The 13,836-nt window shown below is 42.2% G+C and carries 11 protein-coding genes and 1 pseudogene; 11 read left to right on the top strand and 1 reads right to left on the bottom strand.

The features are described from left to right. Positions 1-70: 70 nt before the first annotated feature. From miaB to AAA970_RS05255, 9 genes are all read left to right on the top strand, one after another. A complete protein-coding gene (gene miaB, locus AAA970_RS05295) occupies positions 71-1,549 on the top strand; it encodes a tRNA (N6-isopentenyl adenosine(37)-C2)-methylthiotransferase MiaB (protein ID WP_338236227.1) in 1,479 nt (492 codons plus the stop codon). Positions 1,550-1,651: 102 nt separating this feature from the next. Continuing rightward, positions 1,652-3,004, top strand: a complete 1,353-nt coding sequence (locus AAA970_RS05290) for a sigma-54 interaction domain-containing protein (RefSeq protein WP_420916712.1) — start codon at positions 1,652-1,654, stop codon at positions 3,002-3,004. A 60-nt stretch (positions 3,005-3,064) separates the two neighbouring features. Beyond that, positions 3,065-3,616 carry an LPS assembly lipoprotein LptE gene (locus AAA970_RS05285; RefSeq protein WP_060685880.1) on the top strand — a complete coding sequence of 184 codons (552 nt, stop codon included), beginning with the start codon at positions 3,065-3,067 and terminating at the stop codon, positions 3,614-3,616. A gap of 106 nt (positions 3,617-3,722) precedes the next feature. Beyond that, positions 3,723-4,598 carry a hypothetical protein gene (locus tag AAA970_RS05280; RefSeq protein ID WP_338236226.1) on the top strand — a complete coding sequence of 292 codons (876 nt, stop codon included), beginning with the start codon at positions 3,723-3,725 and terminating at the stop codon, positions 4,596-4,598. Positions 4,599-4,601: 3 nt separating this feature from the next. After that, positions 4,602-4,982 carry a preprotein translocase subunit SecG gene (secG, locus tag AAA970_RS05275; protein WP_060685878.1) on the top strand — a complete coding sequence of 127 codons (381 nt, stop codon included), beginning with the start codon at positions 4,602-4,604 and terminating at the stop codon, positions 4,980-4,982. A gap of 242 nt (positions 4,983-5,224) precedes the next feature. Next, positions 5,225-5,503, top strand: coding sequence for a co-chaperone GroES (locus AAA970_RS05270; protein ID WP_060685877.1), 279 nt, complete (start codon positions 5,225-5,227; stop codon positions 5,501-5,503). 34 nt (positions 5,504-5,537) lie between these two features. Further along, positions 5,538-7,172, top strand: a complete 1,635-nt coding sequence (gene groL, locus AAA970_RS05265) for a chaperonin GroEL (RefSeq protein WP_053404391.1) — start codon at positions 5,538-5,540, stop codon at positions 7,170-7,172. A gap of 745 nt (positions 7,173-7,917) precedes the next feature. Then, the gene (locus AAA970_RS05260) at positions 7,918-8,145 is read left to right on the top strand and encodes a hypothetical protein (RefSeq protein ID WP_338236225.1); all 228 of its coding nucleotides are present in this window, start codon (positions 7,918-7,920) and stop codon (positions 8,143-8,145) included. A gap of 334 nt (positions 8,146-8,479) precedes the next feature. After that, positions 8,480-9,670 carry a mechanosensitive ion channel gene (locus AAA970_RS05255; RefSeq protein ID WP_338236224.1) on the top strand — a complete coding sequence of 397 codons (1,191 nt, stop codon included), beginning with the start codon at positions 8,480-8,482 and terminating at the stop codon, positions 9,668-9,670. 49 nt (positions 9,671-9,719) lie between these two features. Here the strand turns inward: AAA970_RS05255 and AAA970_RS05250 are convergent. Then, positions 9,720-10,088 (bottom strand): annotated as a pseudogene (locus AAA970_RS05250) (DUF1987 domain-containing protein); the annotation flags it as partial. Between the two features lie 361 nt (positions 10,089-10,449). Here AAA970_RS05250 and pckA point away from each other — a divergent pair. Beyond that, positions 10,450-12,039: a phosphoenolpyruvate carboxykinase (ATP) gene (gene pckA, locus AAA970_RS05245; RefSeq protein ID WP_338236223.1), complete on the top strand. Its 1,590-nt coding sequence runs from the start codon at positions 10,450-10,452 to the stop codon at positions 12,037-12,039. A 114-nt stretch (positions 12,040-12,153) separates the two neighbouring features. Then, positions 12,154-13,749: a toxin-antitoxin system YwqK family antitoxin gene (locus AAA970_RS05240; protein WP_338236222.1), complete on the top strand. Its 1,596-nt coding sequence runs from the start codon at positions 12,154-12,156 to the stop codon at positions 13,747-13,749. Positions 13,750-13,836 lie beyond the last annotated feature (87 nt).

Raw genomic sequence — 13,836 nt, 5'->3', positions numbered from 1 at the left:
TTAATTTTGCTTACTGGATATTGAGGCATATTTATTGTAAAAGCCTCGATGGTAGATGAATAGATAAAAAATGAGCGAGATCATTAAAGAACTAAACATTCTTGACCAGGAGGAAACCGTCTCTCAAAAAGACGCAACCTGCGGGGTAAAGATTAGTGAGAATTCCCAAACGGGGAAAACCAAAAAAATGTACATCGAGAGCTATGGCTGTCAGATGAACTTTTCTGATTCTGAGATTGTCACTTCCATCATGACCGAAAATGGATATGACACTACGGATGATTACAAGGCAGCGGATGTTATCTTTTTGAACACTTGTTCGATTCGCGAGAAAGCGGAAGATACCGTACGTAAGCGCCTGGCAAATTTCAACGCCCTGAAGAAAAAACGCCCAGACACTATGGTAGGTGTATTGGGATGTATGGCAGAGCGCCTGAAGTCCAAGCTTTTGGAAGAGGAAAAAATTGTAGACTTGGTCGTTGGCCCTGATGCCTACCGCGATCTTCCGGGATTAGTAGGCAAGGTAGAGGACGGACAAAAAGCGGTTAATACCATTTTGTCAAAAGAAGAGACTTATGCCGATGTAACGCCTGTGCGTTTGAACAGCAACGGCATCTCCGCTTTCATCTCCATTATGCGTGGATGTGACAATATGTGTTCTTTCTGTATTGTACCTTTCACCCGTGGACGTGAGCGCAGCCGTGACCCGAAATCCATTGTAGCCGAGGCACAGGACCTTTTCAACAAAGGATACCGCGAGGTGACCTTATTAGGACAAAATGTGGATTCCTACAAATGGGCGGATGATTTTGAGTCCAACACCAAAAAAGAAATTAACAAATCCAATGCGGAGGACATCGTGAACTTCGCGAATCTTTTGGAGTTAGTCGCCAAGGTTTCTCCGGAATTGCGTGTACGTTTCTCTACCTCTCACCCTAAAGACATTACGGATGAGGTATTGCACACCATGGCCAAACACGAAAACATCTGTAATTACATTCACCTTCCGGCGCAGTCCGGCAACAGCCGTGTGTTGGAGATGATGAACCGTACTTACGACCGCGAATGGTACATTAATCGCGTAGATGCTATCCGTCGCATCATCGGTGACGAATGTGGAATTTCTTCTGATTTTATCACCGGTTTCTGTACCGAAACAGAGGAAGAGCATCAGGACACTTTAAGCCTGATGGAGTATGTACAATATGATTACTCCTATATGTTCTTCTATTCTGAGCGCCCGGGAACTTTGGCGCACAAAAAATATGAAGATGACATTCCATTGGAGGTAAAGAAGCGAAGACTAGAAGAGGTAATCGCCATTCAGAATCGCTCTTCTCTGGAAAGAAATAAAAAATCAATCGGAAAGACTTATAAAGTTTTGATTGATAAGGTTTCCAAGCGTGACGAAAACCAATTGAGTGGAAGGAACTCTGCCAATAAGGTGATTGTCTTCGACAAAAAAGACCTTAAGATCGGTCAGTACGCCCATGTCAAGGTAACCGACTGCACGCAGGGAACACTGATTGGCGAAGCGGTAGACGCATAAACCTGTATAATAAAAGGGAATGAAGCTTTACCGCCACATTCCCTTTTACTTTTTTATTCCAACATTTTTTAATCGATCGTTTAAAACTAGCTCAAAGACACTATGTCCATATTTTCTGAAGAAGAAGTTCAAAGCATCAAACAAAGATTCGGCATTGTTGGGAATTCCAATTTATTGAATCATGCCATACAGGTGGCGATGCAGGTAGCCCCAACGGATATGTCCGTACTCATTACCGGAGAAAGTGGTAGCGGTAAGGAATCTTTTTCCAAGATCATCCACCACCTTTCGGCCAGGAAGCACGGACAATTTATCGCCGTGAATACAGGGGCCATTCCGGAGGGAACTATCGACTCAGAATTATTCGGACATGAAAAAGGCTCCTTTACAGGTGCCAGCGAAGCTCGTAAAGGCTATTTCGAAGTAACCGATGGCGGAACCATTTTTCTGGATGAGATTGGAGAAATGCCACTGGGCACTCAGGCCCGCCTGTTGCGTGTCCTGGAAAATGGCGAATTTATCCGCGTAGGTTCTTCTAAAGTTCAAAAAACCAACGTTCGCGTAGTGGCGGCCACCAATGTAAACCTGGTCAAGGCCGTTGAAAAGGGCGATTTTCGTGAAGATTTATACTACCGACTGAATACGGTGCCCATCTTTGTCCCTCCATTAAGAGAAAGAGGGCGTGACAGCCTGCTTTTGTTCCGGAAATTTGCCGCTGATTTTTCCGACAAATACCATATGACACCGGTTTCCCTGGATCCATCAGCTCAGGAAGTATTGCTAAAATACCGCTTTCCCGGTAACATCCGCCAACTAAGAAATATGGTGGAACAGGTTTCTGTATTGGAGATGAACCGCAAGATTGATGCGGAAACCCTGAAAAAATACATTCCAAAGGAGGCTCCGAACCTGCCATCGGTGATCCGCCATAACAATGAACCGGAAAACGAGCGCACCAGCTTTGATAATATGTCGGAGCGCGACCTGCTGTACAAGGTATTGTTTGAAATGCGCCGAGACATGACTGAAATGAAAGGTATGATCATGGAGCTGATGAGAGGCAAAGGTAGTGCGACACCATCCACCGCCCCGGCAGCCAGCACATCCAGCAACCTGCCCATGCTGGGAACGGGCTACCCCTCATCCCCTAGCCCCTCTAACTACAATGCGGAGCCAAGCTCCGGCTATTCAAACAAAGTAGAGCCGGAAGAACATAGCTCCCTGCTTTATTCTGAGGAGGAAGACGAAATCGACACCTATGATTTAACCACCGTAGAAGACATTTCTCATGAAACCGAGCCGGATGAGTCTTTGAGCATCGAAAAAACAGAAAAAGACCTCATTATCAAGGCCTTAAGGAAAAACAACAACAAAAGACGGTATGCGGCACAGGATTTGGGTATATCAGAGCGAACACTTTACCGAAAAATCAAACAGTACGAAATCGACCAATAAAGTCTGAATATCAAGCTTTTTGATTATTTTTACGCCCCGAAAGAATTAGCAACAACGTAAATGAATAAGTTTAAATTATATATTGGCAATCTACTATTTATTGCCGCTTCCACCTTTTTGTTTTCCGGTTGTGGGTTTTACTCCTTCACCGGAGCTTCCATCGATTACTCCAAAGTAAGAACCATTTCTATTGGTACTTTTTACGATGAATCAAATGCCGGTCCGGCAAACTTATCTCAGGACTTCACCAATGCTATCCGGGACTACTTTCAACAAAACACCTCCCTGGCACTAGTGGACGAAGAAGGTGATTTACAAATTGAAGGCATCATAACCGGCTATAGATTTTCACCACAAGCTCCTCAGTCTGGAGGTAATCAAAATATTGATGGCGCTGATGCAGCCGGAGTGGAACGTTTAACGATTACCGTTAAAGCAGACTACATTAATAACAGCGATGACACTTTCGATTTTGAGAATAAATCTTTCTCTTTCTTTGATGATTATGACCCTAATTCACAGGACAGATCTTCGGCAGAGCAAAACTTAATTCCAGTCATCACAGATCAAATTATTCTGGACATCTTTAATGCCACTGTGGCCAACTGGTAATTAATTGGATTTAATCTGTTAAAAATTGTCTTGCTTGGCACTTTTTTTCCGTTTATATTTTCCTTTCACTAATCAATAAATTGTGGAACCTTCGACTTTTCATCACATGCTTTTTAACCTTGAAAAGGTTACCTTGTCGGAAATCACTGACCTGCAGGATTTAAGTGAACAACACCCCTATTGTTCGCTATACAAAATCTTAATGGCCAAGATTGCAAAGGAGAATGATGGGTTAGATTACAGAGAAATGCTGGCAAGTGCTGCCCTGCGTTCCCCTAATCGAAAACATCTAAAATCAGTGCTGGAAACCCAAAACCTTAAGCAATTTTTCTCTTTGACCCTTTCGGATGAAACAACCTCAGGGAAATATCTTATCCCACAGCATAAATTATTAGAAGAGGACAATTTTGTATCATCAGAAAGTGGAATAAAAAATAATAATACACTAAATTTGCCCTCCGCATCGGAAGTAGCAGAGCCCAAAATGGAAGGATTTACCGCAGCGTGTAGTCCCGAAATTGAAGCGGAAGCTAATTTAGCGGAGCAAATCCACGCCTCTTTAGAAGAATATTTACGAGTAAAGACGGAATACGAAGATCAGCAGGATGATGAGCAGGCTTTTCCCGATGCAGAGGAGAAATCGATTACCGAAGAAGAAAATAAGCAGGTGGATAACACTTATATGACAGATCGAGAGCATCTGCTCAAAGAGCAAAGTGACCTGATTGACCGTTTCATTGCGGATTGTCCGAGCGTTAGCCGCCCTCTGGAGGCGGAGCGTGAAAGCACCAAAGCAGTGGACTTGTCCAATCAAAGTACTAAGATGAGTTCAGAACTGTATACAGAAAATTTGGCAAAGATAATGGAGCGTCAAGGGAATTTCTCAGAGGCAGTAAAGATTTACGAGGCCCTGATTTGGAAATTTCCCGAGAAAAAAGCTTACTTTGTGAATTGCATTGAAAAACTACAAAATCAAAAATAATAAATGTTTACTGTTTTAATTGGAGTGATCATCGTTGCAGCAATTTTGCTGGTTGTGGTTGTCTTAGCGCAAAACCCAAAAGGAGGAGGATTATCTTCTCAGTTTGGTGGATCAAGCACCTCTCAAATTATGGGAGTTAAGAAAACTACTGATTTTTTGGAGAAAGTCACTTGGGGTCTAGCGATTGCTATTGTAGTCCTTACACTTTCCACTAACTTTTTTATCGAAGAACAAAGAGGGGCAGGTGTAAACACTTTCAACAGTCCTAACCTGGAGAAAGCCGGACAGAGCGCTACGCTACCAAACCTTGGTGGTGAGGCATCGGATGCAACCATCGAAGGCGAAACCTTAGAGACTGCCCCAGCAACTGATTCTGCAGAATAAGTTAATAAGATATTGATATAAAAAGCCGCTTCATTTTTGGAGCGGCTTTTTTGTGTTTCATGGTCAGATATGACAAAATTTCGGCTACAGAATGACAGCCCAAGACTGGCCTGACAGTCCATAAAAAACCTGCCTGACGTCATTTTAAGCCAATTTGTCACAAAGATCCTGATTTTCTCGATTGGCACACTCTATGATGATATCAGGCAGAAAGATTTTAACTTAAAAACATAAAAACAGCAATGTCTAACGTAAACATCCAACCGCTTGCGGATCGTGTACTAGTTGAGGCTGCAGCAGCTGAGACTACGACTGCATCAGGAATCATTATCCCTGACACCGCTACAGAAAAGCCTTCTCAAGGTAAAATCGTAGCTGTAGGTCCAGGTAAAAAAGATGAGCCATTAACGGTAAAAGTTGGCGACACTGTACTTTATGGAAAGTACGCAGGTACAGAGATTACCTTTGAAGGTAAGACTTACTTGATCATGCGCGAAGCAGATATCTTCGCAATTATTTAATCTGTTTTTTTGATTGATTTAAAACCATTGAACCATGGCTAAAGATATTTTATTCCACGGCGAAGCACGTGAGAAACTAAAGAAAGGTGTTTCAGTAATTGCTGAAGCGGTAAAAGTTACTTTGGGTCCTAAAGGCCGTAACGTAATCTTGGACAAAAAATTCGGTGCCCCAGCCGTAACCAAAGATGGTGTTTCCGTAGCAAAAGAAATTGAGCTAGAGGATTCGGTAGAAAACATGGCAGCACAGCTGGTAAAAGAAGTAGCTTCTAAAACTGCTGACATGGCTGGTGACGGTACGACTACTGCTACTGTATTGACACAAGCGATCTTCGAAGCAGGTATCAAAAACGTAGCTGCCGGCGCTAACCCAATGGACATCAAGCGTGGAATTGACAAAGCAGTTGCTTTGATCATTGAAGATTTGAAGAAAACTTCCAAGGCCATCACTTCAAACGAAGAGGTTGCGCAGGTAGGTACTATCTCTGCTAATAACGACTTCGAGATCGGTAAAATGATCGCAGAAGCGATGGAGAAAGTAGGCAAAGACGGTGTGATCACTGTTGAAGAAGCAAAAGGTACTGAAACCGAGGTAAAAACTGTGGAAGGTATGCAGTTTGATCGTGGTTATTTGTCTCCATACTTTGTGACCAACACAGAGAAAATGGAAGCAGAAATGGAATCTCCATACATCCTGATCTACGACAAGAAAATCAGCAACATGAAAGAATTGTTGCCAGTATTGGAAGCAGTAGTTCAAACTGGAAAGCCATTGGTAATCGTTGCCGAGGACATCGAAGGAGAAGCATTGGCTACGCTAGTAGTAAACAAAATGCGTGGATCTTTGAAAATTGCCGCAGTTAAAGCGCCAGGTTTCGGTGATCGTCGTAAAGCAATGTTGGAAGACATCGCTATTTTGACTGGTGGTACAGTAATCTCTGAGGAGCGTGGATTCAAATTGGATGCAGCGACTATCGACATGCTGGGAACTGCTGAAAAAGTGAACATTGATAAGGACAACACGGTGATCGTGAACGGCGCAGGCGACTCTGAGGCGATTAAAGCACGTGTAAATGAAATCAAGGTTCAGATTGAGAACACTACTTCTGAGTACGATAAAGAAAAACTACAAGAGCGTTTAGCGAAATTGGCTGGCGGTGTAGCGATTCTTTACATTGGCGCTGCTACTGAAGTAGAGATGAAAGAGAAGAAAGACCGTGTAGATGATGCGCTTCACGCAACTCGCGCAGCTGTTCAGGAAGGTATCGTTCCTGGTGGTGGTGTTGCTTTGATCCGTGCATCCTCTGTATTGGATGGTGTTGAAGGCGCTAATGAAGACCAAACAACCGGTATCAATATCGTTCGCACAGCTATTGAAGCTCCATTACGCACGATTGTGGCTAACTCTGGTGGTGAAGGTTCTGTAGTTGTTCAGAAAATCCGCGAGGGTGAAGGTGACTTCGGGTACAACGCACGCGACGACAAATACGAGGCTATGGTAGCAGCAGGTATCATCGACCCAACGAAAGTTACTCGCTTGGCGCTAGAGAATGCAGCCTCAATTGCTTCTCTATTGTTGACTACCGAGTGTGTGGTTGCCGATCAACCTGAGGAAGCTGGTGCAGCTCCTGCTATGCCTCCAATGGGCGGCGGAATGCCAGGCATGATGTAAGATCATTTTTAGGGACAACCCTTTATAAATAAAAAATAAAAGGCTGACATTAGCGTCAGCCTTTTTTTATACTTAATATTAATTGGAATCATATATCATACTATACAGCAACCCGAGGTAAACCCCTGAATATCAAGTCAAATAGGATGGGTTTTTAATTCAAAAATTCGACCAAGCCTCCAATACGCTCACCCGCTGCATCTTTTGAAAAAACTTAATAACAGCGCAATACCCCTTCTTTTTCCATCTTGAAGCCAAATGAGAATATAAAATTAATTGGTTTTCAGCCCCTGGAAAGACCTTAACAGACCTGACTACCTTTGCCTGACCTTATTATTTTGCTCCAGTAGCAAAGTTGAAATCGCCAAGTCCGCTATCGCGAACGAAGACCTACTCGAACTAATCACAACCAGCCCCACCCACCGAACTAAAACACTTATTTAAAGTAAAATACCTAAATCCAGATAGCCCATATTTTGATAAGCTGGCCCTTACCTCATTCCTCTGCCAGATTGAATTAACCTAGACAATAGAGAAATACTACTGTTTTTTACTGACTTGTAGCTAAACAAGGACTTGATCCTGATTGATTCAGACTAAATCAACAAAAAGAACTATATATTAATAAAACCGTATAAAATTAAATATAACGAATAAGGTCACTTGATTTATGAATAAGCTCCCCCAAAATTTATTCAGCAAAGGCTTCATTGATGATAGGACACAGGCCGTTTATCCTTTGGATATGACAACTGTAAATTGGCTTAGAGCTCACATTGCGCAACATTGGACCAAAAGCCTCCCCACAGACACGCCCATTGACATCTCCCAAATTAGTGGCGAAATCACCAAAATAAGCGCTAAACCGATCAGTAAAGGAGAAATAATGGCAGCTTTTATACTAGAAGGCTTCGAGTACAAACGCATTAAAACCAGCAAAAACGTACTCTTTAAAGCCCAATTAATCGCCTGACACAACACAACTCAATACCCACATTTTATAACAAATTCAATATCCTTCCCCACCCGACCACTAAGTGTATCAATAAAAAAACTGCTGAAAATCATTAAAAATCACTCAAAAAACCACTTTTCGCAAACGGTTGCAACACCACACCTCCCGCCGCTCAATTGGTAATATTATTACGAATTTCGTTTTTTGACTATCCAACAAAATCAAATTTTCCATTGAGTTTACCCTCATAAATTCTATTCCAAACTTTTTATCCCTTCTTAATAAAAGACAAAAGAACATAAGCAGGAAGTTTTCATGTTTACTCATAGCATATTTTACAAACTAACTAAGCATGAAAAACTACCTGGACCAATTTATTGACCCTGTCCTCTCCTCTTTTGGCACTGTGGTTCCATCAGCAGTGGGAGCCATTATCGTCCTGATCGTAGGACTATTAATTGCTAAAGGATTAAAAAACCTAACCAGTAAACTCTTAAGCAAAGCCAAACTGGATAAATGGATTAACGAAAGAACCGGAAGTGAATCCTTCCACTTAGAAAGCAGCATCTCAAAAATTATCTACTATTTGGCGGTAGTTTATGTTCTCCTACTCGTTCTTGACATGATGGGCGTAAGAGGCGTTTTACTACCCCTACAGGCGATGCTGAATGAATTCCTCATTTTCTTACCCAGACTACTCGCTGCTTTCGTTATTGGCTTCGCAGGCTATGTATTGGCCAATATTGCTTCAGAAGCCACCGGACTAATCTCCAGCAGCATCGATTCCCTTTCTGGCAGATTAGGCATAACACTCAATTTTGATTTCACAAAACTGATCAAACAAGTGGTTTTCTTGGTGGTCTTTATCCCTATCCTGATCATATCGCTTGATAGTTTGAAAATGAAAGTAATCTCGGACCCTGCCACCGAAGCGCTATCCACCCTGCTTAACGCCATCCCCAATATTATCGCAGCGGCCTTAATTTTAGCTCTTTTCCTTATCGGAGGACGTTACATAGCAAAAATCATAGAAAGCCTACTTCTGAACCTAAAGCTGGATGAGCTCATCAAAAAAATCACCATTTTCCAATGGTTTTCAGACAAGAAGTCCATCTCTAAGCTATTGGGACAACTTGTATTTTTCTTTATCGCCTTTTCCGGTATCATTACCGCAATCGAAAAGCTTGAGTTCATTCAATTAGCCATTATCCTTGGCGACCTCCTTATTCTTTCCGGTCATATTTTCTTCGGACTTATGATTCTGGCCATTGGAAGCTGGATGGCATCACTCGCCTACAAAGTGCTAAGCAAAAATCAAGAAAATGCATTTTTAGCCGCCATCGCCCGGGCAGGAATAATAGGTCTCTTCGTCGCGATTTCCTTAAGACAAATGGGCATCGCTGACGAGATTGTCAATCTGGCATTCGGCCTCACCTTAGGCGCTATCGCGGTGGCATTCGCACTATCATTCGGCCTGGGAGGACGGGAAGCCGCAGGAAAACAAATGGAACACTGGCTCTCCAAATTCAGAAAAGAAAAATAGCATTTAAAAAATAAGGCCCTGATTCAGGGCCTTTTATATCTTTTTGAAACTACAAGTCAAATGGTCTTTGAAGCAAATCATCCACCCCCCTCAACTCCACCGGGAACTCAAACATATTCTTAAAGTCTTCCCCCGTATCTTCCATATCCTCATCCTCCTCATCATAATACCAAACCAAGGTCACATCAGTAGCGTCCTGATGGACAACTTCAAGCATTTTCAGCATATCCACGAAGCACTTACTTGAGCTGGTATTCATATATTCCAATTGAAAAATGACGCGGGTAGTGGGTGCCGGATTCTCAAGATACTCCTTTAACCAATCCGTAACCTTGGTAAAAAAGGCACGGGCATCCTCAGGTATGGACCTCCCCACAAATCTCATTAAGCCTGTGGAAGACTCTAAATAAATTTCCGGTGTGCGCCTGTCTGCTCCTAAATAAAATCTTTCTCCGTAACCCGTAACTACAAATTGGTAATACTTAGCCCATCAAAGGTAAGATGCTTACTTGGGACTTCCACAAAGAAATAGAAATTTAAATGAATAACAAAACAATTATCACATTCAAACCCGCCGAAAAACAGCCCCAAACACAACCTGAAATAAAATGTAATTATTTTAAAATAAACCCAAAACAAGGGTCATGTTTTGAAAATTTAACAATGAAAAATATCACGCATATTTTATTTGAAACTTGATTTAAATCATAAAATTAACTTAGTTTCGAGACTACATTTATTATGTAACAAAACACGACGCTTTTTTAACTTTTTTTATTATGCAAGAATTCGGTATTAAATCTCGAAATGGTTTTGATGCTTACGACTTCAAACCAACTGTAGTAAAGTGGAACTTGGGACCCGCTGAATGTACAGAAGAAATCCTTTCAAGAGGCGAAGGCGTCTTGACTGACCGAGGGTCAGTGATGGTTGACACCGGCAAATTCACCGGACGATCACCAAAGGACAAGTACACAGTAGAGGATCCAAACACCAAGGATTCTGTATGGTGGGGGAAAATCAACCAACCCATTTCTCAGGAAAAATTCGACTATCTGAAAAAGGTTTTGATCGAGTCTTTCGAAGGCGAGACCCTTTATGTGCGCGACATGTATGCTGGCGCAGATCCAAACTACCGCCTGAATGTTCGTTCGTATAACACGTTGGCATGGCAACATATGTTCAACTATAATATGTTTATTCGTCCATCGGAAGAAGAATTAGAAAACTTTGAGGCCAACTGGACCATTATCTGCAATCCGAATTTTGAAGCAGAAAATTACCAGGAGTTAGGCATGAATGGTAAAAACTTCGCGATTGTTAACATGACCACCCGGGAGTTAATTATCGGCGGAACTGCCTATGCCGGAGAAATGAAGAAAGGCATCTTCTCGGTTTTGAACTATGTTCTTCCACACGATCACGACGTATTGTCGATGCACTGCTCTGCAAACGAAGGTAAAGATGGAGATGTGGCCATCTTCTTTGGTTTGTCCGGCACCGGTAAAACCACCCTATCCGCAGACCCTAATCGTGCTTTAATAGGCGATGACGAACATGGTTGGACCGAAAATACCGTCTTCAACTTTGAAGGAGGATGCTACGCCAAATCCGTAGATTTATCAGAAGAAAAAGAGCCAGATATCTGGAGAGCAATTCGCTTCGGTGCGATCGAAGAGAACACCCGATTCTTTGACAGATCCCGCAAAATTGATTATGAAAATACAGAGGTCACCGAAAATATTCGCGTTTCCTATCCTTTGCATTTTATTGATAATGCCAAAGCGCCCTCCATTGGCGCAATCCCTAAAAATATTTTCTTCCTGACCTTTGATGCCTTTGGGGTAATCCCCCCAATTTCACGATTATCGAAAGGGCAGGCGATGTTCCATTTTATTTCAGGATACACTTCAAAGGTTGCCGGCACAGAGATGGGCATCACAGAGCCAACCCCAACATTCTCCGCATGCTTTGGCGCTGCTTTCCTCCCTCTACACCCTGCCAAATACGCAGAGTTGTTGGGTAAAAAAATGGATGAGCAGGAGGTCAACGTCTGGATGATCAACACAGGCTTAAACGGATCCGGCTCTCGCATGAAGCTCAGAGAGACCCGTGCTATGATTACTGCTGCTTTGGAAGGCAAACTTGACAACGTTCGTTTTGAGCAGCATGAAGAATTTGGCTTTGAATTCCCAACTGCTTGCGAAGGAGTAGCACCAGAGGTTTTGAACCCACGCGCTACCTGGACTGATGCCATTAAATATCAGGAAGAATGCAACAAGTTAGTGGACTTGTTCAACAAAAACTTCGAGAAATATACCGCAGGTTGCTCCGCAGAAATTCTGGCGGGAGCACCTAAAAAAGGCTAAACAATAAACAATACCACTCAAAAGTCAGCTTCTTACGAGGCTGGCTTTTTTTATGCCTCAGGAAAAGACATCATTTCTATTCAATTTCCAGTCGAAAATGTTAATTTTAAGTCATTGGAACATCTTAGTTTTTGGTTTTTTTACCCCATGACGTTCATGCGATTGTATTATTCTATTATTCTGACCTTTACATTTTTCATCCCCTCTATTTGCCTGGCTCAGGAAGAAGCCAGACTCGTTGGGCAAAACAATGCAGAAGGTAAACCGGAAGGGGTTTGGTACTTTATTTCAGACAAAGGAGATTCCCTTATAGCCGGAATTTACAAAAACGGGCAAAAGGAAGGTGTTTGGAATCAGTACACCGATAATGGCCGATTATACGCCAAATCCACTTATAAATCCGGAATGAAAAATGGAGCAGAGAGGAAGATTTATGCCAGTGGGAAAATTTTCTCTGAAGCCGTTTACACCAACGATAAACTCTCCGGCCTTTATAATTTGTATTATGAAAACGGAAACATTAAGCAATCCGGCTCCTATAACAGCGGCTTGAAAAATGGTGAATGGACCAACTTTTCTGAATCTGGCAGAAAGTCACAAACCATCACCTATGTGAATGGAGAAGTGGAGGGTGCCGTGATTACCTACAACGCCTGGGGAAATATCAAAACAAAAACACAATACAAGGGAAGCCTGCAGGATGGCGAATTTTTAGAATATGATGACATGGGCAATGTTATTACTAAAGGGCAGTTCATCAAAGGAAAAGAGACCGGCACGTGGAAGTACTCCTACCCTTATTCCCTAGCAAAATATAAAGAAGAAACCTTTGTCAACGGGTTGATTGAAGGCATTCAGATCACCTATTTTGAAAATGGTCGAAAAGAATCTGAATTCAATTATCAGCGGGACACGGTTCAAGGCCGGGCATTGATTTTCTACCCCAATGGTAACCTCTATAAGAACATTCAATTCAAAGATGGCTTAGAACATGGAGATTATGCGGAGTACTATGAGAATAAACTCATGAGTGCCCGGGGAAAGTATGAAGAAGGTTTAAAAACAGGCACCTGGGAATTTTTCCATGAAAACGGACAAAACTCTGAGGTGGGGGAATACAAAGACGATGAGAAAAGTGGCCTTTGGAAAACCTTTTATGAAAATGGATCTCTCCGTTCGGAAGGTCATTTTGTTTTTGGCGAGAAAGGAGGACAGTGGTTCTATTATCATGAAAATAAACAACTGGCCTATCTGGGCACTTACAAAAATAACAAAGAAGAAGGCCTTTGGGGCTATTTCTACCCCAACGGGAAATTACAACAAGAGCTCACCTTCTCCAATGGTCGACTTCAATCCGTTACAGACCCTATTTCCCCTAAAGGGAAAATTTTGAATAAAGGCTCCTTCAAAGAGGGCACCGGAAGCCTGATCACCTACGATGAGGATGGAAAGAAAACCATGGAGGAATACTATGAGAATGGCTTGAAGCAGGGCAAAAGCAAATTATTTTTTCCAAACGGGAAGGTAAAAGCAGAAGGTGAATTTGTGAATGGCAAAAAGGAAGGGCTCTGGCTTTATTTTCATAAAAATGGTCGGGTTTCCAGCAACGGGAAATATAGAGAGGATAAGCCTAGCGGAAAATGGAGATATTACGACAAGTACGGCACCCTCATTGACGAGAAAAACTTCGAAGATAATGATTCTATTTAAAAGAATGGACGTTTGATGTTTTTTTAACTCATTTAACCATTTTTAACGCATAAATGAAATTGAATATTTGGAGCTTTCGGTAAGCTC

This window comes from Persicobacter diffluens (assembly GCF_036244895.1).
GTDB classification, from domain to species: domain Bacteria; phylum Bacteroidota; class Bacteroidia; order Cytophagales; family Cyclobacteriaceae; genus Persicobacter; species Persicobacter diffluens.
This window is presented reverse-complemented; position numbering and strand designations above follow the sequence as displayed.